Origin of the sequence: Actinomadura miaoliensis (genome assembly GCF_039536785.1) — a bacterium.
Classification (GTDB): domain Bacteria; phylum Actinomycetota; class Actinomycetes; order Streptosporangiales; family Streptosporangiaceae; genus Spirillospora; species Spirillospora miaoliensis.
In genome coordinates this window covers 23,419-49,754 of the sequence record NZ_BAAAZG010000055.1, presented here as the reverse complement: position 1 = coordinate 49,754, position 26,336 = coordinate 23,419, and the positions used below count along the sequence as shown (strand labels likewise).

Below are 26,336 nucleotides of genomic sequence, written 5' to 3'. Positions count from 1 at the left end.
CCACGCGACACGCGACACGGGACGACCGTGCCGGGCACGCGGCCGGCGTGGCCGTCCCGCCCCCGGCGAAACGCGCGGCGTCCTCGGCCGCCCGTGTGGGAACCGCGGCCGGATGTGGAAAACCGCGCACGAAACCCGTGACGGCGCCGTGACGCCGGCGCTACGGTGCGCCTGTGACCGGCGGTCCAGAACTGTACGGATTCCCCCCGCCCGCCACGCTGCCCGACCTGAGGTGGCTCGGCCCGGACTACGTCTCCGTGCTCGTGCACGACCTGATCCGGGGCCTCATGCGGCAGGACGCGGGGACACGCGTGATGGGCGTCCGCTGTGACGGCGGGCCCGAACTCAAGGCCGCGGTCGACCCCGCCGGGGTCATCCGCGCGCACGACGCCTGCTTCCCCCTCCAGGTGTTCCTGCAGGACGGCACGGGACGACCGTGGCGGCTGCGCGGGCGGTGGACCTATTGCGGCCGCGGCCTCGGCACCCCCGGCGCCTCCGTCACCCACTCCTGGCGGCTGCTGTCCGCCGACGGCGTCTGAGCCGGCGAGGCCGCGGATCGGCGGAGAACGGTCCGGCCGGCCGCGGGATCAGGGCAGGAGCCCGGTCGACACGCGGCCGGTCGACACGCGGGAATCCGTCGTGGTGGTGACGGATATCGTCCGGCCTTGGACGCCCGTCCGGCAGTTCACGGTGGTGTTCGTCCGGGGCCCGGGCCGGTCGGTCTCCAGCAGACTGCCGAGGTCGCGGCCGTAATGCCTCCAGTCGAAGTCCCGCCACCCCGGGTCCGCCCAGTCGCCGCCCCAGTCCCCGCCTGACGGGGCGTCGAGCGACAGCGGCGGGCCCGCGTTCCGCTCCGGGGCCGAGGCGGGGGCCAGGGTGGCCAGGAACGTGGCGGGGCCGGCGGGCGCCGGGCCGGAGTCCGCGCGGCGGGCCGGCGCCGGCCTGACGTCCATCTCGAAGGACGGGGTGGCGCCGTTCACGGTGCACGGCTGCGCCGTACCACCGGCGACGTCACCGGCGACCTGCAGGCCGCCGTCCGGCACCGCGTAGGCCGCCCGCCCTCGTCCGACCACCCCGGTGTTGACCAGCGAGATCCGTGCGCTCCGCCGGACCGTGATCGCCCTGGTGACGCGAGCGTTGCGGGTGCTCAGCCGCAGGTCGCGCAGCTCGATGCGCAGCTGGTCCACGGCCCCCGGCGCGGCCGTGCGCCTGAGCCCGGCGGCGGATCCGAGGCCGTCGAGCAGGCCGCCGAGGACGCCGGGAAGATCGATCGGCGGCTTCGCGAACGGCGCGCCCTGGGGGTGCTGCCTGGGCGAGGCCGCGCTGGACACCCCGCCGGCCCCCGCGCCGACGTGGAAGAACGAGGAGACCGGCGCCCCGCCCGTGTAGGCGATCATGGCGTTGCGTCCGTTGACCCTGGTGCTCCTGGTGATCGTCGGCAGCACGGACCCCCTGCCGTAGGGCCGGGTCAGCGTGTAGGTGCAGCCGGGAGACAGGGAGATGTGGCCGCCCGCGCGGATCGCGCGCACCAGCGCCGCCGTGTCCCCCTTCCCGCCGCGGCACCCGACCGGCGCCGCCGTGGCCGCCGCCGCGGGGGGCGCCGCGCCCGCGACAGCCAGTCCCGCCGCCAGGACGGGAACGGCCATCCGTACCGTGCCGGCCGACCGGCCGGCGCCTGTTGTCCGCATGCTCATGTCCAGCCCTCTCTGTCGCGTCGGGGCTCATGATCAGCCCAGTTGATTACTCACCGAACTTGATCAATTACAAACCGACCGACCGAAGATGCCGATCATGAAACGGACGTCATGGGACATGGACGTCATCGCGAACCCATGACGACAAAAAGCGGTTATTACCTACGCTCCGTGTTGCGGTGACTTCGTGGGGTAATTGGGGTGGTGAAGGTACGCAACGGATCGTCACCTGGCGGTCCAGCGGCGAATACCGAGCCGCGGCGCGGCGCACCCGCAACGCGGCGAAGGGGGAGAGTTCTCATGAACACGCTGCAACGCATCACCATCCTTGGCGTCGCGACCGCCGCTGCCGCGACGCTCGCGCCGTCCGCCGCCATGGCGGACGGCGGCGGCTTCGGCGGCGGCTTCGGCGGCGGCTTCGGCCACGGCCGTCACCACGACGGCCGCGGCACCATCTTCGTGAAGAAGAAGGAGATCGCGAGCGTCAAGGGGGTCGCCGTCAGCCGGGTCGTGGCCGGGTTCGGCCGCCGCCACCACCACCGCGGCTTCGGCGGCGGCGGCTTCGGCGGCGGCTTCGGCGGCGGCTTCGGCGGGGCCGGCTTCGGCCCGGGCTTCGGCGGCGGCTTCGGCGGCTTCGACGGCTTCAGGGGCCGCCGCGACCGCGAGGCCTTCTTCAAGAAGGAGAAGAAGTTCGCCGGCCCGAAGGGCGTCGCCAAGTTCAAGGAATTCGCCAGGGTCGACTGACGACTGGGAGTCATCGGCTGACAACCGCGCGTTGTCCCGGGGTTCACATCCCCGCAGTGGTCCCGTCCGCTCCCGCGCGGGCGGGGCCACTGCCTCGTTCAGGGCCCTCCCCGCCCATCCGCTAGATCGAAAGCGAGTCGTCCATGATGTCAATGCCGATCCGCATCGCCGTCACCACGGGCGCCGTTCTCGGTGCGCTCATGGGCGCGCCGGCCCTCGCGCACGCCGACGCGAAGTTCACGGTCGTCTCCCAGAAGGCCGACAGGCACGGGGCGTTCCTGCACATCCGCCTGTCGCTGGTCGACGAGGAACGGCGGCGCGTCGTCTTCAAGGACATCTTCCTGAAGGCCGGCCCGAAGGGAGTCGTCAAGCGAGAGATCATCAGCGCGGCCGACTGATGACCGCGTCCTCACCGCGCGTCCGGCGGGCACCGCCTCGGCACGTCTCCGGCCGGCGCTCATGCAGACACGCACCGGGACCGCGCTTCGCATGACGGAGCGCGGCCCCGGGCATGCGCATGCCCGGGGGCCGGATGCGACGGCCGCTGACGGCGTGGCGCCACGGGCACCGAGGCCCCGCGTGCGGGCGAGGAGGGCGAGCCCGGGGGCGGACTGAACCGGCGGGTCAGCCGCCCCGGGTGAGCCGGCCCGGCGAGGACGAGGCGTCCGTACCGCCTGGTGGCCGACGGGTCACTCGTGGGACGGGACGTCCGACGGCGCCGCCTCGGGTTCGGCCGCGGCCGTCAGTGCGGTGACCGCCTCGGTGATCTGCCGGGCCAGGTCCTGCGGGGTGAGCCCGATGTCGGCCAGGATCTCGCCGCGCGAGGCGTGGTCGAGGAACTCCTGCGGGATGCCGAAGGTGCGCACCGGCACGTCGTTGCCCGCGTCGCGCAGCAGCCGCGCCACCGCGTCGCCCACGGCCCCGGTGCGGCCGTTGTCCTCCACCACCGCCACCATGCGGTGCTGGGCGGCCAGGTCGACCAGCGCCTCGTCCAGCGGCTTGACCCAGCGCGGGTCGACGACGGTCACGCCGATGCCCTGCGCGGCCAGCCGTTCGGCGACGCCCACGCCGACCCCCGCCATCGACCCGGTGGCGACCACCAGCACGCGGGTGCCGTTGGCGACGTCGTTGCGGGCCAGCACGTCCATGCCGCCGACGGTGTCGACGGCCTCGATGTCGTCGGTCACCGAGCCCTTGGGGTAGCGGATCGCGGTCGGGCCGTCGTCGACCGCCACGCACTCGCGCAGCAGCTCGCGCAGGCGGGCGCCGTCGCGCGGCACCGCGATGCGCAGGCCCGGCACCAGCGACAGGATCGACAGGTCCCACATGCCGTTGTGGCTGGCGCCGTCGTCGCCGGTCACCCCGGCGCGGTCGAGCGCGAACGTCACCGGCAGCCTGTGCAGCGCCACGTCCATGAGGACCTGGTCGAACGCCCGGTTGAGGAACGTGGCGTACACGGCCACCACCGGGTGCAGCCCGCCCAGCGCCAGCCCGGCGGCCGAGGTGACCGCGTGCTGCTCGGCGATGCCCACGTCGTAGACGCGGTCGGGGTAGGCCTCGGCGAACGGCGCCAGCCCCACCGGGTGCAGCATGGCGGCGGTGATGCCGACCACGTCGGGACGCTCGGCCCCGATGGCCACCATCTCCTCGCCGAACACCTTCGTCCAGCCCGGGCCGCCCTTCTTGGCGACCGGTCGCCCGGTGGCGGGGTCGAACGCCCCGCCGCCGTGCATGCAGTCCTCTTCGTGGTTCTCGGCGGGCGCGTAGCCCTGGCCCTTGCGGGTGATGCAGTGCACGATCACGGGGGCGCCGAACCGGCGGGCGCGGCGCAGCGCGCGCTCGACCGCCTCGGTGTCGTGGCCGTCGATCGGACCGACGTACTTGATGCCCAGGTCCTCGAACATCGCCTGCGGCTGCAGGACGTCCTTGAGGCCCTTCTTGATGCCGTGCAGGGCCTCGTAGGCCACGCCGCCGACCACCGGCGCCCGCGGCACCGTCTTCTTGATCAGGTCGAGGGCGCTCTCGTAGCCCTGGGTGACCCGCAGCTCGGCCAGGTGGCTGGCCAGCCCGCCGATGGTCGGCGAGTAGGAGCGGCCGTTGTCGTTGACCACGATGATGACGGGCCGGTCCCGGCCCGCCGCGATGTTGTTCAGCGCCTCCCAGCACATCCCGCCGGTGAGGGCGCCGTCGCCGACCACCGCCACCACCGCGCGGTCGGTCTCGCCGCGCAGCCGGAACGCCTTGGCCAGCCCGTCGGCGTACGACAGGGCGGTGGAGGCGTGCGAATTCTCGATCAGGTCGTGCTCGGACTCGGCCTGGCTGGGGTATCCCGACAGCCCGCCGCGCCGCCGCAGCATGCTGAAGTCGTGCCGGCCGGTCAGCAGCTTATGGACGTAGGCCTGGTGGCCGGTGTCGAAGAGGATCTTGTCGTGCGGCGACTCGAAGACCCGGTGCAGCGCGATGGTCAGCTCCACCGCGCCCAGGTTGGGCCCGAGGTGACCGCCGGTCTTGGACACCGCCTCGACCAGGAACTCCCGGATCTCGCTCGCGAGCCGTGGCAGCTGCGCGGCGTCCAGTCGCCTGAGCTCCGCCGGACCTGTGATCGACTCCAGCAGGGTCACGCGCGTCAACTCCTCCATCGGGGGCCTCTCTGCCCCTGCTCGCCGGGCCCGTCCGAGTTTAGTGGTGCTTCGTCCGCGCCGCGCCGGGGGCACGCCGCCCCGCACGCCGCCGACACCGAATCTGCACCGAATCGTCACAGGTCATCCCGGTACGCGGCGGCGCGCCGGTGAGGGGGAACTCACTCCTGGTCACCTGCCCGGGGCGGTAGTAATGAGAGCATGGTGGAGGAAATCGTGCTGCTCGACGAGGCCGACGAGGTCGCCGGCCGGGCTCCCAAGACGGCGAGCCATCATCGCCACACCCCGTATCACCTCGCCTTCTCCTGCTTCCTGGTCGATCCGCGCGGGCGGGTGCTGATCACGCGGCGGGCGCTGGGCAAGCGGACCTTCCCGGGGGTGTGGACGGGCAGCTGCTGCGGGCATCCCGCGCCGGGCGAGGGGCTGCGCGAGGCGGTCCTGCGCCGCCTGGACACCGAGCTGGGGGCGTCGGCCGAGTCGGTCACGCCGGTGCTGCCCGCGTTCCGCTACCGGGCCACCGCGGCCGACGGCGTGGTGGAGAACGAGCGCTGCCCCGTGGTGCGCGCGGTGACGTCCGGACAGGTCACGCCAAACCCCGACGAGGTCGAGACGGCCGAGTGGTGGAGCTGGGACCGCTGTCTGGAGCTGGCCGAGCGGCCCGAGTCCTCCCCCTGGTACCGGCTGCAGCTGGCCGAGCTGGCCCTGCTCGGCGATCCCCTGGACTGGCCCGACGCCGGAACCGACGCGCTTCCTCCCGCCCTGCCCTGGTGACCGTCCGGCCGCGCCCGGCGCGCGGGTGCCCCGGCGCGCGGCCGATAACCGGGCGATCACTTTTCGGTCGTGACTGTTGACCCGTCCCACAATCCGAACGGACGCTTGGTCGTGGCGTAACCGAAGGGACGAACGATGCGTGGACGGTGGAAAGCGGTCGCCGCCGTGGTCCTCGGCGGAATGCTCGCGGTGTCCGGCTGCGGCGGGAACGACGAAGGCGGCGGAGACGCCTCCCAGGTGGAGGTCTTCTCCTGGTGGACCGGTCCCGGCGAGGCCGACGGGCTGCAGGCCATGAAGGCCGACTTCGAGAGGAAGAACCCGGGCACCAAGTTCGTCAACGCCGCCATCGCGGGCGGCTCGGGCACCCAGGCGCAGGCGGTGCTGGCCAGCCGGCTGCAGAACCGCAAGCCCCCGGACTCCTTCCAGGGCCACGCCGGCGCCGAGCTGCTCGACTACATCAAGGCCGGGCAGATCGAGCCGCTGGACTCCTTCTACGACGACAACAACCTCCGCGCCGCCTACCCGCAGCAGCTGCTCCAGCAGATCACCTACCAGGGCAAGATCTACTCGGTGCCGGTGAACATCCACCGCTCCAACGTGCTCTGGTACAACCCGCGGATCCTGAAGGACGCCGGGCTGTCGGGGCCGCCCAAGACGGTCGCCGAGTTCATCGCCGCGCTCAAGGCCGTCAAGGACAAGACGGGCAAGGTGCCGCTGTCGCTGGGCGCCCAGTGGACCGCCGACCACCTGCTGGAGAACGTACTGCTGGGCGACCTCGGCACCGACGCCTACAACGCCCTGTGGAAGCCGGGCGCCGACTGGAGCACCCCCGCGGTCACCAGGGCGCTGACCGACTTCGCCGAGATCCTCAAGTACACGACGGTCGAGGCGGCGTCCACCGACTGGCAGGGCGCCGCCAAGGCGGTCGTCGACGGCAAGGCCGCGTTCAACATCATGGGCGACTGGGCCTACGGCTACTTCGTCAACCCGGCGCCCAACGGCCTGGGCAAGAAGCTCGACACCGACTTCAAGTACGCCCCCGCGCCCGGCACCGACGGCACGTACATGTGGCTGTCGGACAGCTTCACGCTGCCGCGCGGCGCCCCGCACCGCGCCGGCGCGATCGCCTGGCTCAAGGAGGCGTCCAGCAAGGAGGGCCAGGACCTGTTCAACCCCAAGAAGGGGTCCATCCCGGCCCGCAAGGATGCCGACCGCAGCCTCTACAAGGGGTACCTGGAGTACGCGTTCAACGAGTGGACCAGGCCGGACATCAAGCTGGCCGGCTCGTTCTGGCACGGCGTGGCCGCCAACAAGAAGTGGCACACCGACATCGACACGGCCGTGGGCCTGTTCCTGCAGAGCAAGGACGTGGGCAAGCTGCAGGCCGCCCTGGTGAACGCGGCGAAGAACAGCGGCCAGTGACGGCGCGATGAGCGGTCGCGGGGCGCGTCCCCGCGACCGCTTCGCGCCCGTCCCTTGAGCGATGGGAGGACGCCCGCGTGGCGACGCTGAGGCTGGGGCGCAGCGGACGGTGGCTGCCGGGCCTGCTGCTGGTGTCCCCGTCGATCGTGGCGATCGGCGTGTTCGTGTACGGGCTCATCGCCTGGAACACGCGGGTGGCGGTGAGCGGAAGCCACGACGAGGTCACCCCGTACGGCTTCGACAAGGGCAGGAACTTCGTCGACCTGTGGAGCGATCCGAGCTGGCCTCCCGCCGTCCGGCACGCGCTGCTGTTCACGGTGGTGTTCGTCGGCGGGGCGCTGCTGCTCGGCGCGTTCCTGGCCTTCCTGATGGAGAAGGGGATCAGGGCCGAGGCGGGGTTCCGGGCCGTCTACCTGTTCCCCATGGCGATCTCGTTCATCGCCAGCGGGGTGGTGTGGCGGTGGCTGATGAACCCGGCGCCGCCCGAACGCGCCGTCGGCCTCAACCAGCTGTTCGACCGGATCGGGCTGGGCGCGCTGGCCAACGACTGGTGGCAGAACCCGTCGTGGGGCATGGCGGCCATGGCCGTCCCGGCGATCTGGCAGATGACCGGGTACGTCATGGCGCTGTACCTGGCCGGGTTCCGCGGGGTGCCCGACGACCTGCGGGAGGCGGCCCGGGTGGACGGCGCCTCCGAATGGCAGGTGTACCGGTACGTGGTGTTCCCGCAGCTGCGGCCGGTGACGCTGTCTGCGCTGATCATCCTGGGGCACATCTCGCTGAAGGTGTTCGACCTGATCATGGCGATCGCGGGCAAGCAGATCATCACCTACGTGCCGGCCATCGCCACGTACGTGGAGGTGTTCGACCGGCACGACCCGGCCAACGGCGCCACCATCGCCACGTACCTGCTGCTCGCGGTGGCGCTGCTGGTGATCCCCTATCTCGTGTGGTCGGTACGGGCGGAGCGTGACCGGTGAGCGCGCAGACGAGCGTCGGGAAGCGGATCGGCGCGGGCACCGGCGCGGGGCGGCGCGCCCCGGCCCGGCCGCGGGTGCTGCGGGGCGTGCGGTTCGCGGTCCTGCTCGCCTTCGTGGTGGTCTTCCTGATCCCCGTGTACGTGCTGGTGGTGACCAGCTTCAAGTCGCTGCAGGAGGCCGACCCGTCGACGGCGTGGAGCCTGCCGCGGGACTGGAGCGTGGACGGCTGGCGGGCGGCCTGGGAGGCGCTGCGGCCCGGCCTGGAGAACAGCGTCAAGATCGCGGTGAGCGGTTCGCTGATCTCGGCGGCGCTGGGCTCGCTGAACGGCTACGTGCTGTCGAAATGGCGTTTCCCCGGCGCGGACGCGGTGTTCACGCTGTTCCTCTTCGGGATGTTCATTCCGTACCAGGCGGTGATGATACCGCTGGCCGGAATGCTGACCGACCTGGAGCTGGCCGGCACCGTCCGGGGGCTGGTGCTGGCGCACGTGGTGTACGGCATTCCGATCTGCACGCTGATCTTCCGCAACTACTACGTCACCATTCCGGACGAGCTGATCGAGGCGGCCCGGGTGGACGGCGCGGGCATGCTGCGCACCTACTGGTCGATCGTGCTGCCGGTGTCGGCCCCGGCGTTCGCGGTGACGCTGATCTGGCAGTTCACCTCGATGTGGAACGACTTCCTGTTCGCGGTGTTCCTGGGCGCGCCGGACAGCTGGCCCGTGACCGTCATGCTGAACAACACCGCGGGCTCGGGCGCGGTGGCCGTCCAGTACAACCAGCAGATGGCCTCGGCGCTGCTGGCGTCGCTGCCGACCCTGCTGGTCTATCTGCTGCTCGGCCGGTTCTTCATGCGCGGCCTGATGGCGGGGGCGCTCAAGGGCTGACGTCCGGGGAGATCCGCTCGGGACTTCGCACCGCTTGACGCCACCTGGACGTTTCCTGAGAATCTCACCGTCCTGCTTGCCGGTCCGGCGCCGGTTGGCGAATCATGGTAGGAACCGATCATCACGCCGACCCCTGCCCGCGACCGCTCCCACTACGGCCCACACTCACCGTGACCCGAACGCATCTGACCTCGCCGCCATTCTTGCCTGGCGCTCCCGCGGCGACCCCACCGGCGGAGCCGGATACTCCGCTGCAAACCGGGCGTCCCGCTCTGGACGGCGTGGTGAAGATGGATACCAGCGAGCACGGGAGGTGACCGCGTGCAGGCGATAAGCGTCCAGCAACCCTGGGCCTTCGCGATCGCCCGGGGCGGCAAGACCGTCTCCAACCAGGAGATGCCGACCGCCTACCGCGGGCCGCTCCTCGTACACGCCTCCATGCGCGTCGACCTCGGCGCGTGCGACTCCCCGCTGATCCAGGCCGCCGGCTGGAACCCGCGCGACCCCCTGGCCACGCTCGGCGCCGTCATCGCCGTCGCCCGCCTGGACGACGTCTGCTCGGCGGCCGTGAACGGCGACCCCTGCGACTGCGGCCCCTGGGCCGACCCGTCGTCCCACCACTGGCGGCTGGCCGACATCCGGGCCCTCCCCCGCCCCATCGTCGCCCTCGGCCGCCCCGGCCTCTGGCAACCCCAGCCCACCCTGATCGCCGACGTCGAACTGATGACCGCCTCCTCTTCCACCCATCGCCCTTCCTGACCGCGATCAGACCGCTACGCTGTGTCGCGAAAGGCCGGGCGGGTAGCGTAGTCCTTGACGGGAACCGCACCACGGATGGGAGCAGGGCCGTGAGCATCGCACAGCAACGCGACGGTTTCGGTCCCTACACAGTCGACGATCTGCACGCCCGAGAGGACGAAGGCCGCGGCCTGGAACTCGAAGATGGGTGGCTGATCGCGCTGTCTCCACGCCCGAGACACAACCGGGCCTACAGAAGGCTCCACGAGATCGTGGAGGCCGCCATCCAGGAGGCGGGTGCGTCCGTCTACGCGGACAGGGGCGGCGACTGGGAGATCAAGACCCCGGCGGGCATCCGCAAGCCGGACGTCTTCGCGGCCCCGGCCGACGTCGTGGACGCCTGTGAGGACAAGGACGAATACGCCCTTCCGGGTGAGGAACTACTTCTCGTCGCCGAGGTGATCTCGCCCGGCAGTGGCAGCGAACGGACGGACCGGGTTCGCAAGCTCAAGGAGTACGCGTCGGTCGGCATCCCCCAGTACTGGATCGCCGAGTACAGTCCGACCCCCATGGTCCAAGTGTTCGTCCTGGACGAAGAAACCGGCGCCTATCGACTGGATCGGACGGCGAAGGCCGGCGAGACGCTGGAGGTCGTCGTCGAAGCCGACAAACCGTTCACGGTGCGATTCGACCCGTCCATCCTGCGACGCGTCCCCTAAGGCGTGGCCTGTAACTGCCGGATCTGCACGCTCGCGACGACGGTCGCGCGGCTCGCCGCCACCGGACGGGTCTCTCCCGGTTCCCTGTTCTCGCCCCCATCACGTCAACGGCCTGGGCCGCAGCACCGACACGGCGGGTCTGCCGCCTGAGGGGTGCGCCGAACGCCAGGGTTCACCCCCGTGGTGCGGGTGCGCGTGGCGCAGGCCCGCCGGTGCGGTCATCCGGCCGGAGAGGGCCGCATGGGGCTAACCCGTCTCGGCGGCGTGGCGCAGGCGGGTGAGTTCGGCGGCGATCCTGTCGAGGGGCCAGCCGGCGTTGAGGCCGCTGGGGTTGGGCAGGACCCACACGCGGGCGGGGCCGATCGTGTCGTCCTGGGGTCCGATCTGGGCGCGGGGCCTGCCGAACGCGGTGCGGTAGGCGGTGACGCCCTGGACGGCCAGGTAGGCGGGACGGTGGCGTTCCACCAGGGCGACGAGACGGCGGCCGCCCTCGCGCAGTTCCTCGTCGGTCAGCTCGTCGGCGCGGGCGGTGGTGCGGGACGCCAGGTTGGTGATGCCCAGGCCGTAGGAGGGCAGCAGGTGCTGCTCGGAGGGGGCGAGCAGCCGGTCGGTGAAGCCGGAGCGGTGCAGCGCGGGCCAGAAGCGGTTGCCGGGGCGGGCGAAGTGGTGGCCGGTGGCCCCCGAGTACAGGCCGGGGTTGATGCCGCAGAAGAGCACGCGCAGGGGCGTGCCGTCGGCGGGCAGCACGTCGGGGATCACGCGGTCGCGGGCCGCTTCCAGGTCGGCCTTGGTGGGACGTCGCGTCGTCACGTCAGATCACACTACGCACGATCAGCGACAGGGCGGACACGCCCACCACGACGGTGATGGCGTTGCGCATGCGCCCGCCGTCCAGGTAGCGGCGCAGCGGGCCCGCCACGGCGAACCCGGTGAGCACGAACGGGGTCAGCGCCAGCCCGGCGACGACCTGCTCGTGCGGCAGCTGTCCCGCGGCGGCCAGGGTGACCAGCGACAGGATGGCGCCGACGGTGAAGAAGACGGCCAGGGTGGCGCGCACGCGCGGGCCGCTCTCACGCTGGTAGAGCAGCGCGATCGGGGGTCCGCCGATGGCCGAGGCGGTGCCGGTGGCGCCCGCCAGCAGCCCGGCGGTGGTGAGGGTGGCGGGGTTGCGGGGGACGGTCCCCGACCAGGCGGACGCGGCGAGCGCGGCCAGCACCACCGCGCCGATCACCGCGCCGAGCGCGTCGACGGGCACGGCCGCGACCACCCACACGCCGAGCGGGGTCCCGGCCAGCCGTCCGCCGAACGCCCACCCCAGGCCCCGCAGGTCGGCGTGGCGCACCTCGCGCGTCAGCGTCGCCACCGGCAGCACGACCGCGGCGACCAGGATCGCGCCGGGCATCAGCGAGGGGAACAGCAGTGTCACGATGGGGGTGGCGACCAGTCCCACGCCGAGCCCGACGCTGCTCTGCACGATCGCGCCGAGCAGCGCGGCCAGCCCGCCGACCAGCAGGAAGTCAAGATCAGGCATGATGTCTGGAACGTTACATTCCCACCCGTCCAGTGGGTTTTCGCGGGCACGGCGAACGGACGGGCCGTCCCCCCGGCTGCCGGGGGGACGGCCCGTTCGCGCGCGTGACGGCTTACTTGCGCAGCAGGTTGCGCAGCACGTACTGCATGATGCCGCCGTTGCGGTAGTAGTCGGCCTCGCCCGGGGTGTCGAGTCGGACGATCGCGGTGAACTCCTTGCCGTCGGCCTTCACCGTGACCTCGCGCGGGGTCTCGCCCTCGTTGAGCTTCTCGATCCCGACGATGTCGAACGTCTCGGTGCCGGTCAGGCCGAGGGAGGCGGCCGACTCGCCCTCCTTGAACTGCAGCGGCAGGACGCCCATGCCGATGAGGTTCGAGCGGTGGATGCGCTCGTAGGACTCGGCGATCACGGCGCGCACGCCCAGCAGCGCGGTGCCCTTGGCGGCCCAGTCGCGCGAGGAGCCCGAGCCGTACTCCTTGCCCGCGAGCACCACCAGCGGGATGCCGCGGGAGGCGTAGTTCTGCGCGGCGTCGTAGATGAACGCCTGCGGCGCGCCGTCCTGGGTGAAGTCGCGGGTGTAGCCGCCCTCCACGTCGTCCAGCAGCTGGTTGCGCAGCCGGATGTTGGCGAACGTGCCGCGGATCATCACCTCGTGGTTGCCGCGCCGCGAGCCGTAGGAGTTGAAGTCGCGGACCTCGACGCCGTTCTCCCGCAGGTACTGCGCGGCGGGCGTGCCGACCTTGATCGCCCCGGCCGGGGAGATGTGGTCGGTGGTGACCGAGTCGCCGAGCTTGGCCAGCACGCGGGCGCCGTGGATGTCGGTGACCGGGTCGGGCTCCATGCGCATGCCCTCGAAGTAGGGGGCCTTGCGCACGTAGGTGGAGTTCTGGTCCCACTCGAAGGTGTCGCCGGTGGGGATGGGCAGCTCGCGCCACCGGTCGTCGCCCTTGAAGACGTCGGCGTAGTCGCGCAGGAACATCTCCTGGCCGATGGAGCCCTCGACGATCTCCTTGATCTCCTCCAGCGACGGCCAGATGTCGCGCAGGTAGACCGGGCCGTCGGCGCCGTCGGCGATCGGGTCGTTGAGGATGTCGATGTCCATCGTGCCCGCGAGCGCGTAGGCGACCACCAGCGGCGGCGAGGCCAGGTAGTTCATCTTCACGTCGGGGTTGATGCGGCCCTCGAAGTTGCGGTTGCCCGACAGCACCGACACCACGGCCAGGTCGGCGTCGTTGACCGCCTTGGAGATCTCCTCCTGCAGCGGGCCGGAGTTGCCGATGCAGGTGGTGCAGCCGTACCCGACCAGGTTGTAGCCGATCTTGTCCAGGTACGGGGCGAGGCCCGAGCGCTCCAGGTAGCCGGTGACGACCTGCGAGCCGGGGGCCAGCGACGTCTTCACCCACGGCTTGCGGGTCAGGCCCTTCTCCACCGCCTTCTTGGCCAGCAGCCCCGCCCCGACCATGACGTACGGGTTGGAGGTGTTGGTGCAGGAGGTGATGGCCGCGATGACGACGGCGCCGTGGTCGAGCTCGAACTTGGTGCCGTCGGCCAGGGTGACCGGCACCGGGTTGTGCGGACGCGGCGCGCCGTCCTCACCGTGCGGACGCGGCTTGTCGCCGTTGGCGCCGTGGGAGATCGCCGGGGAGTCCGACGCGGGGAACGACTCGGCGGAGGACTGGTCGGTCGGGCCCTGGATGCTGCCGCCGCCGGAGACGTAGTTGCGCACGTCGCGCCGCCAGGTCTGCTTGGCCTCGGCGACGGAGATGCGGTCCTGCGGGCGCTTGGGGCCGGCGATGGACGGCACGACGGTGCCGAGGTCCAGTTCGAGGTGCTCGGAGAAGTCGGGCTGGGCGGCCGGGTCCAGCCACATGCCCTGCTCCTTGGCGTACGCCTCGGCCAGCGCGACCTGCTCCTCGGTGCGGCCGGTCAGCCGCAGGTAGTCCAGGGTCTGCCCGTCGATCGGGAAGATGGCGCAGGTGGAGCCGAACTCGGGGCTCATGTTGCCGATGGTGGCGCGGTCGGCGACCGGCAGGGCGGCCACGCCCTCGCCGTAGAACTCGACGAACTTGCCGACGACGCCGTGCTCGCGCAGCATCTCGGTGATGGTCAGCACCAGGTCGGTGGCGGTCGTCCCGGGACGCATCTGCCCGGTGAGCTTGAAGCCGACCACCCGCGGGATGAGCATGGAGATCGGCTGGCCGAGCATGGCGGCCTCGGCCTCGATGCCGCCGACGCCCCAGCCGAGCACGCCGATGCCGTTCTCCATGGTGGTGTGCGAGTCGGTGCCGACGCAGGTGTCGGGGTAGGCCACGCCGTCGCGGTCGAACACCACGCGGGCCAGGTGCTCGATGTTGACCTGGTGGACGATGCCGGTGCCCGGCGGGACCACCTTGAACTCGTCGAACGCGGTCTGGCCCCAGCGCAGGAACTGGTACCGCTCCCGGTTGCGCTCGTACTCGCGCTGGACGTTGCGCTCGAAGGCGTCCGGCGAGCCGAAGTAGTCGACGATGACGGAGTGGTCGATCACCATCTCGGCCGGGGCCAGCGGGTTGATCCGGGACGGGTCGCCGCCGAGGTCGCGCACGGCCTCGCGCATGGTGGCCAGGTCGACCACGCAGGGCACGCCGGTGAAGTCCTGCATGATCACGCGGGCCGGGGTGAACTGGATCTCCCGGCTCGGCTGCGCGGCCGGGTCCCAGCCGGCCAGCGCGCGGATGTGGTCGGCGGTGACGTTGGCGCCGTCCTCGGTGCGCAGCAGGTTCTCCAGCAGCACCTTGAGGCTGTACGGGAGCCGGGCCGAGCCCTCGACGGCGTCCAGCCGGTAGATCTCATACGACTTGTCGCCAACCCGCAGCGTACTGCGGCTGCCGAAGCTGTTCGCGGACACGGACTCCTCCTCCGTCACCGCCGCGCGTCCGGTCCGGGACGCGACTGCGCGGCGTCGTCAATGCTCTTCAATCGTTCCTGCGGGCTCCCGGCCGGGGCCGGGGACGCGTGCCGATCCGGGTGTCGGACCGGCAGGGTCCCGGTTCGCGGTCCGGGGCGGCGGGGCGCACGGTCCCTCCCAGAATCCTGCCCTAGGGGCGGATCTGACCGAGACCCGGGGCCGCCTAACTTCCGCGGCTTTTTCTCTCGACGTCAAGCCATCTCCTAATTTATCTCGACATCGAGCTACTTGCATCACGTTGCGGAATCCGAGACCGGGAACCCGCTGGCCGTTCCGTACGTCTTCGATATATCGTTGTCGTATCGCGAGAGGTCAACGAACGATCTCGGAAGGCGGTGCAGAACATGGGTGCCAGATACGAGTCCGAGTGGCCGTGGGCGGCGTTCGCGGCGGCCAGGATCGGCGCCACGGCGGCCCGCGCGGCCGCGCACGCCGCGTCGCACGCCGCGTCGCATGGCAGGGGCCCCGGCTGCGGGCCGTCGGCGCGCGGGGAGTTCCCGGGCTTCGGCGGGTTCTTCGGCCCCGGAGGCGGGCCGTGGGGGCCGCCCGGTCCGGGGGGCCGCGGTCCGTGGGGACGCGGCGGCCCTTGGGGACGCGGCGGGCCGTGGGCCAAGGGCAAGGCGCGCAAGGGCAACGTGCGCGCGGCGATCCTGGCGTTGCTGGCCGAGGAGCCGCGCAACGGCTACCAGATCATCCAGGAGATCGACGAGCGCAGCGGCGGCGCCTGGCGGCCCAGCCCCGGGGCCGTGTACCCGGCGCTGCAGCAGCTGGCCGACGAGGGCCTGATCCGCGCCGAGGAGGGCGCGGGCCGCCGCGTCCACCACCTCACCGACGAGGGCCGCGCCTACGTCGACGAGCACGCCGACGAGCTGCGCGAGCCGTGGGCGGCGATGACGCCCGACTTCGGCGAGGGCGTCCCGGAGGTGTTCAAGCAGGCCGCGCAGACCGGTGCGGCGCTGATGCAGATCGTCCACTCGGGGTCGCCCGACCAGGTCGCCCGGGCGCGCGACGTCCTGGCGCGGGCGCGGCGCGACCTCTACCGGATCCTGGCCGAGGACGGCGAGGACGTTCCCGACGACCGTGAGGAGTGAGGGTTCCGTGCCCCGTCCCGACCCCGACCGGCTGCGCATCGGCGACATCGAACGCGACGCGGTCGCCGTGGCCCTGCACGACCACTTCGCGGCCGGGCGGCTGACCCGCGAGGAGCTCGACGAACGGCTGGACGCGACGCTGGCCGCCAGGACGCGTGGCGACCTCGGTGCCATCGTCGACGACCTGCCCGAGCCCAACGGGCTGCCCCGGCCGCCCGCACCGCGCCCGGCCCCCGCGACCGCGTGGGGGCCGGGCTGGGGCCCGGGCTGGGGGCCGCATCCGGCGCACGCCCACCGCCGCCACCCGGCACACGGCCACCGGCACCACTTCCCGGCCTTCCCCCTGCTGCTGGCCGTCTTCCTGGTGACGACGTTCACCGTGGGCGCGGGAGCGGGCCTGCTGGCGGTGCTGCAACTGGCCCTGCTGGTGTGGGTGATCCGCGCCGTGGTCCTCACCGTGCGGTGGCGCCGCGTCCACCGCCCCGGCAAGAACCTCTGACCCACCCCTGACCTCCGGTGGCCACGCGGGGGGCGTAGACCCCGGGACGGAAATCATGAAACCGTCTCGGCTATGCCCCCCTCCTCCGGCCCCGAGCGGTTCCTTCGGCCGGTCTCGCCGGTGGTCCCGCCCGACGAGGCGGCGTTACGCGCGACGGTCGAACGGCTCGCCGCCGTCGAGCGTCCGCCGTGCTCCCCGGGTGAGCGGGAGGTCGCGCACCTGATCGCCGACCGGCTGCGGGCGCTGGGGGCGGTGGCGCGGGTGGAGGAGGTCCCCGCGTACGGCTCGTACGCCTGGCCCGTGGGAGCGCTGGCCGGTCTGGCGGCGCTGGCGGGTGTCGCGGGAGGGTGGTCGCGCGCGCTCGGGACGCTCGGCGGCGCGGTGGCGGCGGCCGGGCTCGTCGACGAGATCGACTACGGCCGCCATGTCGCCCGCAGGGTGCTGAGCCGACGCCGCACGGCGTGCAACGTGGTCGCCGAACTGGGCCCGCGCTCGGCCCCGCGGACGCTCGTCGTCATGGCCCACCACGACGCCGCCCCGTCGGGGACGGTGTTCGGCCAGACGGTGGTGCGCCCGGTGGCGCGCCGCGTCCCCCGGCCGCCGGTCAACCTGCCCCTGTGGTGGCCGGTCGTCGCCGGGCCCGCGCTGGTCGCGCTGGGCAGCGCCGCTGGGATGCCCGGGGCCCGCCGTACGGGCGCCGCCCTGGCGGCGCTCACCGCCGCCGCCATGGCCGACATCAGCGCGCGCCGCGCCGTGCCGGGGGCCAACGACGGCCTGAGCGGGGTGGCGGTTCTGGTCGCGCTGGCCGAGTCGCTGTCGCGGCGGCCCCTGCCCGGGGTGCGGGTCGTCCTGCTGTCCACCGGGGCGGCCGAGTCGCTGCACGAGGGCATGCGCGGATTCGCGCGGGCGCACTTCGACGGCCTGGCGCATGGCGCGACCTGGTTCCTGAACGCGGCCGCGGTCGGCTCGGGACGGCTGGTGCTGCTCGACGCCGAGGGGCCGCTGCGCGCCGCCCCATACGACGCCGCGTTCGGCGACCTGGTGGCCCGCTGCGCCGTCGAACAGGGCATCCCCCTCGGCCGCGGCGTGCGCTCGCACACCAGCACCGACGCCGTCGTCCCGCAACGGCACGGTTTCCCCGCCGTGTCCCTGTCGTCAGTGGACGAGGACGGGCTCGTCCCCCACTACCACCTGCCGACCGACGTTCCCGAACACGTCGACTACGGCTGCGTGGCCGACGCCGCCCGCCTCACCGAGTCCGTGGCCCGCGCCCTGGCCCTCCACTGACGCGCACGCGCGCGGCGTGCCCGCCGTGAACGACCGTGCCGCGGCCGTGGCGACCGCCCACGACCGCGGCATCCTCGATGGAACGCCGCACGCGGCCCGGTCAGGGACGCAGGGCGGCCGCCTTGGCGGCGAGCTCCTCGATGCGGTCCCAGTCGCCCGCGCGGACGGCGTCGGCCGGGGTGAGCCACGTGCCGCCGACGCAGCCGACGTTGGGCAGCGCCAGGTAACGGGACGCGTTGTCGGTGGTGACGCCGCCCGTCGGGCAGAACCGCACCTGCGGCAACGGCCCGCCGAGCGCCTTGAGGTAGGCGGCGCCGCCCGCGGCCTCGGCCGGGAAGAACTTCATCGCGGTGATGCCGTGCTCCAGCAGCGCCATCGCCTCCGAGGCGCTGGACACGCCGGGCAGCACCGCCAGCCCGGTCGCGGCCATCGCCTCGCGCAGCCGGTCGGTGCAGCCGGGGCTGACCAGGAAGCGCGCCCCCGCCTCGGCGGCGCGCACGGCGTCCTCGGGCCGCACGATGGTGCCCGCGCCGACGACGGCGTCCGGCACCTCGGCGGCGATCCGCTCGATCGCGGCGAGCGCGGCGGCGGTGCGCAGCGTCACCTCGATGACCGGCAGCCCGCCCGCGACCAGCGCCCGCGCCAGCGGGACGGCGGCGTCGGGATCGTCCAGCACCACCACCGGCACGACGGGGGCCAGGTCGAACAGTTCCTCGGTTCTCATACGGTCTCCAGGGTAGGGGCGGCCGCGCCCTGGACCGGGTGCGTCCGGGCCAGGTGGGCGGCGGCGCCGAGCAGGGCCGGGTAGGGGTGGACGACCAGCGCGGTCGGGATCGCGCGCAGGTAGCCCTCGACCGGCGGCTTGGCCTCGAAGCGGGCGCGGAAGTCGCTGGCCTCCAGCGCGTCCGTGATCCGGGGCAGGATGCCGCCGCCCAGGTAGACGCCGCCGCGCGCGCCCAGCGTGAGCGCCACGTTCCCGGCGAACGACCCGAGCAGCGCGCAGAACACGGCCACCGCGTCCGCGCACAGCGGGTCGTCGAGCCCGGCGACGATCTGCGCGGCGGTCAGCGGTTCGGCGGGCGTGCCGCGCACGGCGCCCAGCAGCCGGTGCAGGCGTGCCAGGCCGTCGCCCGACAGCAGCAGCTCGGCGCTGGCGACGCCGCATTCGTCCCGCAGCAGCCGCGCCACCTCGATCTCCTCGTCGGTGGCGGCGGGCGCGTCGACGTGCCCGCCCTCCCCCGGCGTGGGGATCCACTGGCCGCCCGGCACGGGGACGAGCCCGGCCACGCCCATGCCCGTGCCGGGGCCGAGCACCGCCAGCGGGGCGGTGCCGTCCGGCGCGGGCGCCGTGTCGCCGCCGACGGGGCGCATGTCGTCCGGGCCGAGCGAGGGCAGCGACGCCGCCAGCGCGGCGAAGTCGTTGACGACCTCGACCACGGGCAGGCCGAGGCGTTCGCGGACGTCCGCGACCTCGCCCGGCCTCCAGTCGGCGTTGGTGAGGTGGTAGCGGCCGCCGCCGACGGGGCCGGCCACCGCCAGGCACGCGGCGGCGGGCCGGACGGTCTCGTCGGCCAGGTACGCGGCCGCGGCCTCGCCCAGGCCGGTGAAGTCGCGGGTGGGCAGGACGCGCACCCGGGTCGGCGCGGCGTCCGGTGTCTCGACCAGCGCGAACCGGGCGTTGGTGCCGCCGACGTCGCCGACCAGCCACGGGCCGGCGGCCTCCGCGGTCACACGACCACCCCGGCGCCGCGCTCGGCCGGGCCGACGGCCAGGCGGAAGGCGTCGAACAGCTCGCGGCCGGTGCCCGACCACTCGCCCTGGGCGGGGGCGCCCCCGTGCGGCTCCCGCGCGGCGAGCTCCTCGTCGGGCACCAGCGCTTCCAGCAGGCCCTTGTCGGCGTCGAGGCGGACGACGTCGCCGTCGCGCAGCCGGGCCAGCGGGCCGTCCGCCGCGGCCTCCGGGGACAGGTGGATCGCGGCGGGCACCGTCCCGGACGCCCCCGACATCCGGCCGTCGGTGACGAGCGCGACGCGGTGGCCGCGGTCCTGCAGCACCGACAGCGGCGGGGTGAGACGGTGCAGCTCGGGCATGCCGTTGGCGCGCGGACCCTGGTGGCGGACGACCACGACGACGTCGCGGTCCAGCTCCCCGGCGGCGAACGCGCGCTGCAGCTCCTCCTGCGAGCCGAACACCCGCGCGGGCGCCTCGATCGCGCGGTGCTCCGGCCGGACCGCCGACACCTTGATGACGGCGCGGCCCAGGTTGCCGCGGACGGTGCGCAGCCCGCCCTGCTGGTCGAACGGCTCGTCCACCGGGCGCAGGACGCCGGTGTCGCCGGAGGTCTCCGGGGCGGGCTCCCAGGTCAGGCCGTCGGGGGTCAGCTTCGGCGCCTCGCGGTAGGCGGCCAGGGTGCCGCCGCCGACGGTGCGGGCGTCCTCGTGCAGGAGCCCGGCGTCCAGCAGCTCGCCGATGAGGAAGGCGGTGCCGCCCGCGGCGTGGAAGTGGTTCACGTCGGCGGTGCCGTTGGGGTACAGGCGGGTGAGCAGCGGCGTGACGGCCGACAGCTCGTCGAAGTCGTCCCAGGTCAGCTCGATCCCGGCGGCCGCGGCCATCGCCACCAGGTGCAGCGTGTGGTTGGTGGACCCGCCGGTGGCCAGCAGCGCCACGACGCCGTTGACGAACGCGCGCTCGTCCAGCATCTCCCCGATCGGGGTGTAGGCGTCGTCGCCGTTCAGCGCCGTCAGTTCCAGGACGCGGCGGGCGGCGGCGTCGGTGAGGGCGTCGCGCAGGTCGGTGCCGGGCGGGACGAAGCTGGCGCCCGGCAGGTGCAGGCCCATCGCCTCCATGAGCAGCTGGTTGGAGTTGGCGGTGCCGTAGAACGTGCAGGTGCCGGGCGCGTGGTAGGACCCGGCCTCGGCCTCCAGCAGCTCGTCGCGGCCGATCTCGCCCGCCGCGTACCGCTTGCGCACCTTGGCCTTCTCGGCGTTGGGCAGCCCCGACGGCATCGGCCCGGCCGGGACCAGGATCACCGGCAGGTGCCCGAACGACAGCGCCCCGATGACCAGCCCGGGGACGATCTTGTCGCAGACGCCGAGCAGCAGCGCCCCGTCGAACATGTCGTGCGACAGCGCGACGGCGGTGGCCATGGCGACCACGTCGCGGCTGAACAGCGACAGCTCCATCCCGGCGCGGCCCTGGGTGATGCCGTCGCACATGGCGGGCACGCCCCCGGCGAACTGGGCGGTGCCGCCCGCCGCCGCGACCGCGGCCTTGATCCGGTCGGGGTAGTCCTTGAGCGGCTGGTGCGCCGACAGCATGTCGTTGTAGGCGGACACGATCGCGATGTTGGGGGTGACGTCGCCGCGCAGCCGCAGCTTGTCCAGCGGGCCGCAGGCGGCGAACCCGTGCGCCAGGTTCGCGCAGCCGAGCGCGGTACGGGCCGGGCCGGCGGCCTTGGCCTCGGCGACGCGGCGCAGGTACGCGGCGCGGCGTCCGGCGCTGCGTTCGGCGACACGCCAGGTGACGCGCGCCACGACGGGATGCGGCGTGGTGCTCATAGAACGCTCCAGAACCGGGGGGACGATCGCTTCACAACCTATCGCGGTAAGGAAAACCGAGACAACGGACTTAGGCATTTTCGATGACAAAAGTTCCCTGGTTGTGCCATGTGGACATCCGCAAGACACCCGTGCTTCACTGACGGAATGCGCAGAAGCCCGTCCACCAGCGGCGAGGTGCTCCGGCTCGTCCGGGAGGAGGGCGTGTCCACCCGCGCCGAACTGGGACGGCTCACCGGCCTGTCCCGTCCCGCCGTGGCGGCGCGGGTCAACGAGCTGATCGCGCACGGGCTGCTGGTCGAGCGGGCCGACGGCGCGTCCACCGGGGGGCGCCCTCCGGCGCGGCTGGAGTTCAACGCCGCCGGCGGGGCCGTGCTGGTCGCCAACCTCGGCCGGTCCCGGGGCCAGGCGGCCGTGTGCGACCTGGCCGGCGCGCTCATCGTGCAGGCCGACGTGGACCTGCCCGCCGACCTGTCCCCCGGCGCGGTGCTGCCCCGCCTGCTGGACCGCTGGAGCGAGCTGCTGGGCAAGGCGGGCCAGTCCCCCGCGACGGTGCGCGGCGCGGGCCTGGCCGTCCCCGACCCGGTCGGCCTGACCCCCGAGGCGTGGGACGGCGTCGAGGTCGGCCCGCTGGTCGCCGAACGGTTCGACGTGCCCGTCCTGCTCGACAACGACGTCAACGCCGCCGCCCTCGGCGAGCACCGCACCCGCTTCGCCGACCTGGCCGACCTGCTGTTCGTCAAGGTCTCCACCGGCATCGGCGGCGGGCTGATCATGGGCGGCCGGATCCAGCGCGGCGCGCTCGGCGCGGCCGGTGAGATCGGGCACGTGCCCGTCCCGGGCGCCGAGGAGTCCCCCTGCCGCTGCGGCAACCTGGGCTGCCTGGAGGCCATCGCGGGCGGCGCGGCCCTGCTGGCCCGCTCCGGCGCCCGCGACCTGGCCGAGCTGTCCGAACGCGCCCGCGCGGGCGACCCCGCCGTCGTCGGCCTGGTCCGCGACGCGGGCCGCCGGCTCGGCGAGGTGATCGCCACCGCGGTGAACCTGCTCAACCCGGCCGTGGTCGTCCTCGGCGGCGACCTCACGGGCGCCTACGAGCCGCTCATCGCGGGCGTCCGCGAGGTCGTCTACCGGCGCGCCACGGCCCTGGCCACGGGCCGGCTGCGCATCGAGCCCAGCCGCCTGGGCGACACCGCGGGCCTCATCGGCTGCGCCGTCATGACCCTCGACCACCTCCTCGCCCCCGAGACCGTCGACGCCGCCCTCACCACCGCCCCGTCCTGACCGGGCCGGAAGACCCCCGCCGGCCCCCTCATCCCGGCACCCGCGACGGCACCTGCGCGAAGAGGGAGACGCGGCGGCATGTCCCCCGTGTTCCCCGCGAATCGTTACCGGCGGCAGCCCCGCCGGAATCCGTCGTCGTACCCGTTGGTCCAGCCGCGCGTGTAGCAGTCGCGGGTGTGCCTGAAATAGCGCTTGTGCCGCATGCGGCAGTCCCTGTGGCCGTCCCGGTAACCCTGCCGGAACCCGTTGCGATATCCCCGCTGATAGCGCCTGAATTCACGCCCGCGACAACGCTGGGCGTGGACCGCCGTCGCCGTCGCGGCGCCGCCGATCGACGCCGATTTCGCGCACGCGGCGGCGGCCGACGATTGCTGGGACACCCCCGCGGGCCCGATGGCCAGAGCGGCGAAGAGCACCGGCGTGAACACCATCAGTCGTCGCTTCCCGAACATGGTCCGCACCCCCTTCGGATGGCCTGAACGAGGATTAACCTTCCACCCGAAACAAAACACATGCGGACAAACACCATCAAAAGACTACAAACTTCCCTTCAATGAAGATCAGCACCAACATCCAGAAATTCCCGTCCAAGGATTTCCATGGTGTGACCGGCCGGAGCATTAGGGCTCGTCCATGAAGGCAGCGGTTCATACCAGGTACGGCCCGCCCGACGTGGTACGGATCGCCGAAGTGGACGAACCCTCGGCCGGGGACAGGGACGTTCTGGTCAGGGTGCATGCGACGACGGTGAACCGGACGGACTGCGCCTACCGGGCGGCCAAGCCCTTCTTCGTGCGGATGGCCACCGGCCTCACCCGGCCACGCCGCACGATCCTCGGAACCGAGTTCGCGGGAGTGGTGGAGGCGGCCGGCGACGGCGTCACGTCGTTCGCCGTGGGCGAGCGGGTGTTCGGGTACAACCGTCACACCACCCGACTGACCCGCCCCCACTGGACCACGAGGCACGACGCCCCGGTGGCGGCCGGACCCGGAGGCTGCACGCGTGGAACCGGACACGCCATCGAGTGGTACGCAGGCGAGGACGCCTCGTCCCCGGACGGCCGTGGTCTTCGGCGACTCCGCAATCGCCCTCGCCGAGCCGCGGGTCGACACCGAGCACAGGCCCGTCTACGCGATCTCCGCGTACCTGATCGACCCCGCCGCAGACCCCGTCCTCCGGCGTCCGACCGCCGGGACCGGCATTCGCCTCGCCGAGGCCCGGGCGCCCACCCGCGTATGACGAGATCGCAGCCGATCAGGCGGCGGGCCCCTGGAAAGGGGCCCGCATCCATTCCCCTGCGGAGTGCGACGTGCCCGGCTCGATCACGCCGGTCGTTGTGGGGTGAGGGATTCTCTCGCCCCACGGCGCTCGGCGCGCCGTTCAGGGCCGCGCCCCTCAGGACGACTCGTCCGACGCCTCCTGGACCTTCGCCTGGATGACGGGAAGGCCCTGCTGCGCTGGGGACGCCTGATCGTGCGCCGAAGCGGCCGAGGCCTCCAGTTCGCGCTGCCGGTTCAGCTGGTATTCCCGTTCGGTCTGGCTGCGATACCAGGCGGCCATGCTCGCGAATCCGGGAATGCGCGACATCTGCTCGGCGTCATAGAGCAGGCTCGCCATGGACACCGCCACCCACGGCACCCCAGGGCCGCGCAGCATGACCGGTTCGGTGTCCGCGTAGCTCAGCACCATGGTGAACGTGTCGGGGGTGGGGACGAACTCCACCAGTCCCCCGTGCCAGAACATCAGCCACCCGGTCCGCACCGCGATCATGATCCGCTGGTCGGTGAGGACGGTGCGGGCGATCTGGTGCTCGCGCCACTGCGGGGCCGCGGCCGACTCGGCACGTTTGCGGGCGATGACGTTGCCCGCCATCGTCCCCAGCATGAGCGCCGGCGAGCCGATCGCCACCACCGACTGGTGCTGGACGGCCGTGCCGTAGAACCTGGAGTACTCCAGCGGCAGATCGGCGTAGGCGCGTTCGCCCCGCCGCAGGACGACTCCCCCCGCGTGCAGAGGATTGAGCTCGCCCCCGGACATCAGATGCCGGAACAGGTTCCCGCCCGCCGTCAGGCCGTCCTGATGCTCCTGAGGTCCCCAAGCCATCGCCGCCCGTGACTCCCCTCTATTGTCTTGTCCTTCTCACCACCGGGCCGCGGCCGCACGGCCGCCCGGCCCCTGTCACGCAGCGTATGACGAGCGCCACGGTCGATCAGTTCGCCGACTTTCGATCACAACCGACCACGAAGGTTCAGCGCGTGAGGCGGCACGAACGCGCGCGGGTACGGGTGGCCCTCAGCCATGCGCTCGGCCATGCCTTCGGGGAGGTTCATTCCAGTCCTCTGCGCCGTACGGAGATCAGGAACTCCTCCACGCGGGCGCGGTCGGGCTCGGCGGGGAGCGGGCTGGTGGCCAGGGCCTTGTCCATGTCGGCGGTCAGTTCGGCCCGGCGAACGGTGATGTCGTCCCACGGCACCTCGCCGCGGCGGACGGCGAGCAGCAGCTCGCGGTGGTCGCCGACGTCGACGAGCGGCTCGCCGTGCCGGACGAGATGCCGCCCGCTGATCATCAGGCGGAGCATGTGCATCACGTGCTTCCACTGCGGCTCGCCTCGGTTGCGCAGGTCGCCCTCCAGCTTGCGGAACTGGCTCTCGGCGTAGCGCAGGAACGTGCGGTGCGCCCGCAGGGAGAGGAACGCGGCCCGCAGGGCGAGCAGCTCCTCGCCGACGGGGGTGATCCGTTCCACCAGCGGCGACCACAGGCACTCCAGGACGGTCGGGTTGGCGTCCAGCGCCAGGCCGCAGAACCGCTCGACCTCCCAGGAGAACTGCTCGGGCAAGGGGCCGTCGACGTGCGTGGGCGGTTTTTCGAAACGCCAGAACAGCGGAGTCGGCGCCACGAACACCCCGCGCCGGTCCACGTCGCTGCCGTCGACCGCCAGACCGTACGCACGCGACCCCACGACCACCGAGAGGATCGTGTGATCGCGCACCAGCCGCACACCGAGATCGTCCACAGGACGAGCCTGGTCGATGGCGGGAGGCGATGCCAAACCGATATCGGCCTACGCCGGTCACGGGCTTCCCTGGGGGCGCGGCGGCGTGGTCGGGTGACGGCATGCGCTTCGGTACCTGGGCGGGTCTCGTGCTCGCCGTGGGGGTCCTCGCGGGATGCAGCGGCGAGTCGGACTCCCCTCCCGTCGCTTCGTCCCGCGTCGCGTCGCCTCCGGTGGCCTCCTCGCCCGTAGGGGCGACGGCCGCCCCCGAGGCACCGGAGGCGAGCACCTTCAGGGGGTGCCTGCAGCGGCGGGGCATCCGGCTGCCCGAGGACGAGCACAAGAGCGGCGACGAGGAGCGGATGCGCACGGCCATCGAGGCGTGCGCGTCGCTGCTCACGCCGGGAGAGGCCGTCCGGATTCCGGTGGTGAAGGGGAGCGCGTTCCAGACATGCCTGGAACGCCACGGGGTGAAGCTGCCCGCTCCCGGCCAGTGGCTGAGCATCGACCGCGGTGAGGACCGCGTCATGGACGCGGCCCTCAAGCGGTGCTGACC

The 26,336-nt window shown here is 72.7% G+C and carries 26 protein-coding genes and 1 pseudogene; 16 read left to right on the top strand and 11 right to left on the bottom strand.

The annotated features are described in order from the left end of the window. Positions 1–173 precede the first annotated feature (173 nt). Positions 174–539, top strand: coding sequence for a hypothetical protein (locus ABD811_RS34555; RefSeq protein ID WP_344956174.1), 366 nt, complete (start codon positions 174–176; stop codon positions 537–539). Positions 540–587: 48 nt separating this feature from the next. On the opposite strand, the gene ABD811_RS34550 is transcribed toward ABD811_RS34555, so the two are convergent. Further along, entirely contained in the window at positions 588–1,646 is a 1,059-nt protein-coding gene (locus tag ABD811_RS34550) for a hypothetical protein (RefSeq protein WP_344956172.1), read from the bottom strand. Positions 1,647–1,898: 252 nt separating this feature from the next. Between ABD811_RS34550 and ABD811_RS34545 the strand changes: the two genes are divergently transcribed. Next, positions 1,899–2,438 (top strand): hypothetical protein, encoded by a 540-nt coding sequence (locus ABD811_RS34545; RefSeq protein WP_344956170.1) that lies wholly within the window; start codon positions 1,899–1,901, stop codon positions 2,436–2,438. A 143-nt stretch (positions 2,439–2,581) separates the two neighbouring features. Next, positions 2,582–2,836 (top strand): hypothetical protein, encoded by a 255-nt coding sequence (locus ABD811_RS34540; protein ID WP_344956168.1) that lies wholly within the window; start codon positions 2,582–2,584, stop codon positions 2,834–2,836. 291 nt (positions 2,837–3,127) lie between these two features. Here the strand turns inward: ABD811_RS34540 and dxs are convergent, their stop codons facing one another. Beyond that, positions 3,128–5,059, bottom strand: a complete 1,932-nt coding sequence (dxs, locus tag ABD811_RS34535; protein ID WP_344956458.1) for a 1-deoxy-D-xylulose-5-phosphate synthase — start codon at positions 5,057–5,059, stop codon at positions 3,128–3,130. A gap of 219 nt (positions 5,060–5,278) precedes the next feature. Between dxs and idi the strand changes: the two genes are divergently transcribed. From idi to ABD811_RS34505, 6 genes are all read left to right on the top strand, one after another. Beyond that, a complete protein-coding gene (gene idi / locus ABD811_RS34530) occupies positions 5,279–5,848 on the top strand; it encodes an isopentenyl-diphosphate Delta-isomerase (protein WP_344956165.1) in 570 nt (189 codons plus the stop codon). 135 nt (positions 5,849–5,983) lie between these two features. Further along, positions 5,984–7,270 (top strand): ABC transporter substrate-binding protein, encoded by a 1,287-nt coding sequence (locus tag ABD811_RS34525; protein ID WP_344956163.1) that lies wholly within the window; start codon positions 5,984–5,986, stop codon positions 7,268–7,270. Between the two features lie 77 nt (positions 7,271–7,347). Further along, a complete protein-coding gene (locus ABD811_RS34520; RefSeq protein ID WP_344956161.1) occupies positions 7,348–8,250 on the top strand; it encodes a carbohydrate ABC transporter permease in 903 nt (300 codons plus the stop codon). Further along, positions 8,247–9,137 carry a carbohydrate ABC transporter permease gene (locus ABD811_RS34515; RefSeq protein ID WP_425549491.1) on the top strand — a complete coding sequence of 297 codons (891 nt, stop codon included), beginning with the start codon at positions 8,247–8,249 and terminating at the stop codon, positions 9,135–9,137. The genes ABD811_RS34520 and ABD811_RS34515 overlap by 4 nt, the downstream gene beginning before the upstream one ends. Positions 9,138–9,458: 321 nt before the next feature. Further along, on the top strand, positions 9,459–9,896 hold the full coding sequence (locus tag ABD811_RS34510; RefSeq protein WP_344956159.1) for an ASCH domain-containing protein: 438 nt from the start codon (positions 9,459–9,461) through the stop codon (positions 9,894–9,896). A gap of 89 nt (positions 9,897–9,985) precedes the next feature. Beyond that, the gene (locus ABD811_RS34505; RefSeq protein WP_344956158.1) at positions 9,986–10,594 is read left to right on the top strand and encodes a Uma2 family endonuclease; all 609 of its coding nucleotides are present in this window, start codon (positions 9,986–9,988) and stop codon (positions 10,592–10,594) included. Between the two features lie 246 nt (positions 10,595–10,840). Here the strand turns inward: ABD811_RS34505 and mug are convergent, their stop codons facing one another. The 3 genes from mug to ABD811_RS34490 form a co-directional block, all read right to left on the bottom strand. After that, entirely contained in the window at positions 10,841–11,404 is a 564-nt protein-coding gene (gene mug / locus ABD811_RS34500) for a G/U mismatch-specific DNA glycosylase (protein ID WP_344956157.1), read from the bottom strand. A gap of 1 nt (position 11,405) precedes the next feature. Beyond that, a complete protein-coding gene (locus tag ABD811_RS34495; RefSeq protein WP_344956156.1) occupies positions 11,406–12,125 on the bottom strand; it encodes a sulfite exporter TauE/SafE family protein in 720 nt (239 codons plus the stop codon). 112 nt (positions 12,126–12,237) lie between these two features. Beyond that, positions 12,238–15,012 carry an aconitate hydratase gene (locus ABD811_RS34490; protein WP_344956155.1) on the bottom strand — a complete coding sequence of 925 codons (2,775 nt, stop codon included), beginning with the start codon at positions 15,010–15,012 and terminating at the stop codon, positions 12,238–12,240. A 404-nt stretch (positions 15,013–15,416) separates the two neighbouring features. Here ABD811_RS34490 and ABD811_RS34485 point away from each other — a divergent pair, with 404 nt between their 5' ends. The 3 genes from ABD811_RS34485 to ABD811_RS34475 all read left to right on the top strand — a co-directional run bounded on the left by ABD811_RS34485 (position 15,417) and on the right by ABD811_RS34475 (position 17,949). Next, positions 15,417–16,163, top strand: a complete 747-nt coding sequence (locus tag ABD811_RS34485) for a PadR family transcriptional regulator (protein WP_344956154.1) — start codon at positions 15,417–15,419, stop codon at positions 16,161–16,163. A gap of 7 nt (positions 16,164–16,170) precedes the next feature. After that, positions 16,171–16,662, top strand: coding sequence for a DUF1707 SHOCT-like domain-containing protein (locus ABD811_RS34480; RefSeq protein WP_344956152.1), 492 nt, complete (start codon positions 16,171–16,173; stop codon positions 16,660–16,662). A gap of 72 nt (positions 16,663–16,734) precedes the next feature. Then, complete coding sequence (locus ABD811_RS34475; RefSeq protein WP_344956150.1) at positions 16,735–17,949, top strand: M28 family peptidase; 1,215 nt, start codon at positions 16,735–16,737, stop codon at positions 17,947–17,949. 100 nt (positions 17,950–18,049) lie between these two features. On the opposite strand, the gene eda is transcribed toward ABD811_RS34475, so the two are convergent. From eda to edd, 3 genes are read right to left on the bottom strand one after another with little or no spacing between them, the layout of a single operon-like run. After that, a complete protein-coding gene (gene eda, locus ABD811_RS34470) occupies positions 18,050–18,673 on the bottom strand; it encodes a bifunctional 4-hydroxy-2-oxoglutarate aldolase/2-dehydro-3-deoxy-phosphogluconate aldolase (RefSeq protein ID WP_344956148.1) in 624 nt (207 codons plus the stop codon). Beyond that, positions 18,670–19,680 (bottom strand): glucokinase, encoded by a 1,011-nt coding sequence (gene glk, locus ABD811_RS34465; RefSeq protein ID WP_344956146.1) that lies wholly within the window; start codon positions 19,678–19,680, stop codon positions 18,670–18,672. Before glk ends, eda begins: the two co-directional genes overlap by 4 nt. After that, the gene (gene edd / locus ABD811_RS34460; protein ID WP_344956144.1) at positions 19,677–21,506 is read right to left on the bottom strand and encodes a phosphogluconate dehydratase; all 1,830 of its coding nucleotides are present in this window, start codon (positions 21,504–21,506) and stop codon (positions 19,677–19,679) included. Before edd ends, glk begins: the two co-directional genes overlap by 4 nt. A 147-nt stretch (positions 21,507–21,653) precedes the next feature. Between edd and ABD811_RS34455 the strand changes: the two genes are divergently transcribed. Then, on the top strand, positions 21,654–22,787 hold the full coding sequence (locus ABD811_RS34455) for an ROK family transcriptional regulator (RefSeq protein ID WP_344956142.1): 1,134 nt from the start codon (positions 21,654–21,656) through the stop codon (positions 22,785–22,787). 104 nt (positions 22,788–22,891) lie between these two features. On the opposite strand, the gene ABD811_RS34450 is transcribed toward ABD811_RS34455, so the two are convergent. Next, a complete protein-coding gene (locus ABD811_RS34450) occupies positions 22,892–23,239 on the bottom strand; it encodes a hypothetical protein (RefSeq protein WP_344956140.1) in 348 nt (115 codons plus the stop codon). A 181-nt stretch (positions 23,240–23,420) separates the two neighbouring features. Here ABD811_RS34450 and ABD811_RS44070 point away from each other — a divergent pair. Next, positions 23,421–23,687: pseudogene (locus tag ABD811_RS44070) on the top strand (alcohol dehydrogenase catalytic domain-containing protein); the annotation flags it as partial. 163 nt (positions 23,688–23,850) lie between these two features. Continuing rightward, positions 23,851–24,027 (top strand): hypothetical protein, encoded by a 177-nt coding sequence (locus ABD811_RS34445; RefSeq protein ID WP_344956138.1) that lies wholly within the window; start codon positions 23,851–23,853, stop codon positions 24,025–24,027. A 156-nt stretch (positions 24,028–24,183) separates the two neighbouring features. Here ABD811_RS34445 and ABD811_RS34440 read toward each other — a convergent pair whose 3' ends face one another. Together ABD811_RS34440 and ABD811_RS34435 are read right to left on the bottom strand one after the other, a co-directional pair. Further along, positions 24,184–24,891, bottom strand: a complete 708-nt coding sequence (locus tag ABD811_RS34440; protein ID WP_344956136.1) for a hypothetical protein — start codon at positions 24,889–24,891, stop codon at positions 24,184–24,186. A gap of 223 nt (positions 24,892–25,114) precedes the next feature. Next, a complete protein-coding gene (locus tag ABD811_RS34435) occupies positions 25,115–25,801 on the bottom strand; it encodes a nucleotidyltransferase domain-containing protein (protein ID WP_344956135.1) in 687 nt (228 codons plus the stop codon). Positions 25,802–25,902: 101 nt separating this feature from the next. Here ABD811_RS34435 and ABD811_RS34430 point away from each other — a divergent pair, with 101 nt between their 5' ends. After that, positions 25,903–26,334 carry a hypothetical protein gene (locus ABD811_RS34430; RefSeq protein ID WP_344956133.1) on the top strand — a complete coding sequence of 144 codons (432 nt, stop codon included), beginning with the start codon at positions 25,903–25,905 and terminating at the stop codon, positions 26,332–26,334. Positions 26,335–26,336: the final 2 nt, after the last annotated feature.

Bases quoted from the DNA above. Each gene is read 5' to 3' on its own strand.
- edd (WP_344956144.1), bottom strand. From the start codon at position 21,506: ATGAGCACCACGCCGCATCCCGTCGTGGCGCGCGTCACCTGGCGTGTC.
- ABD811_RS34455 (WP_344956142.1), top strand. From the start codon at position 21,654: ATGCGCAGAAGCCCGTCCACCAGCGGCGAGGTGCTCCGGCTCGTCCGG.
- ABD811_RS34485 (WP_344956154.1), top strand. From the start codon at position 15,417: ATGGGTGCCAGATACGAGTCCGAGTGGCCGTGGGCGGCGTTCGCGGCG.
- ABD811_RS34440 (WP_344956136.1), bottom strand. From the start codon at position 24,891: ATGGCTTGGGGACCTCAGGAGCATCAGGACGGCCTGACGGCGGGCGGG.
- ABD811_RS34540 (WP_344956168.1), top strand. From the start codon at position 2,582: ATGATGTCAATGCCGATCCGCATCGCCGTCACCACGGGCGCCGTTCTC.
- eda (WP_344956148.1), bottom strand. From the start codon at position 18,673: ATGAGAACCGAGGAACTGTTCGACCTGGCCCCCGTCGTGCCGGTGGTG.
- ABD811_RS34450 (WP_344956140.1), bottom strand. From the start codon at position 23,239: ATGTTCGGGAAGCGACGACTGATGGTGTTCACGCCGGTGCTCTTCGCC.
- ABD811_RS34475 (WP_344956150.1), top strand. From the start codon at position 16,735: ATGCCCCCCTCCTCCGGCCCCGAGCGGTTCCTTCGGCCGGTCTCGCCG.
- idi (WP_344956165.1), top strand. From the start codon at position 5,279: ATGGTGGAGGAAATCGTGCTGCTCGACGAGGCCGACGAGGTCGCCGGC.
- ABD811_RS34495 (WP_344956156.1), bottom strand. From the start codon at position 12,125: ATGCCTGATCTTGACTTCCTGCTGGTCGGCGGGCTGGCCGCGCTGCTC.
- ABD811_RS34525 (WP_344956163.1), top strand. From the start codon at position 5,984: ATGCGTGGACGGTGGAAAGCGGTCGCCGCCGTGGTCCTCGGCGGAATG.
- ABD811_RS34430 (WP_344956133.1), top strand. From the start codon at position 25,903: ATGCGCTTCGGTACCTGGGCGGGTCTCGTGCTCGCCGTGGGGGTCCTC.
- ABD811_RS34550 (WP_344956172.1), bottom strand. From the start codon at position 1,646: ATGGCCGTTCCCGTCCTGGCGGCGGGACTGGCTGTCGCGGGCGCGGCG.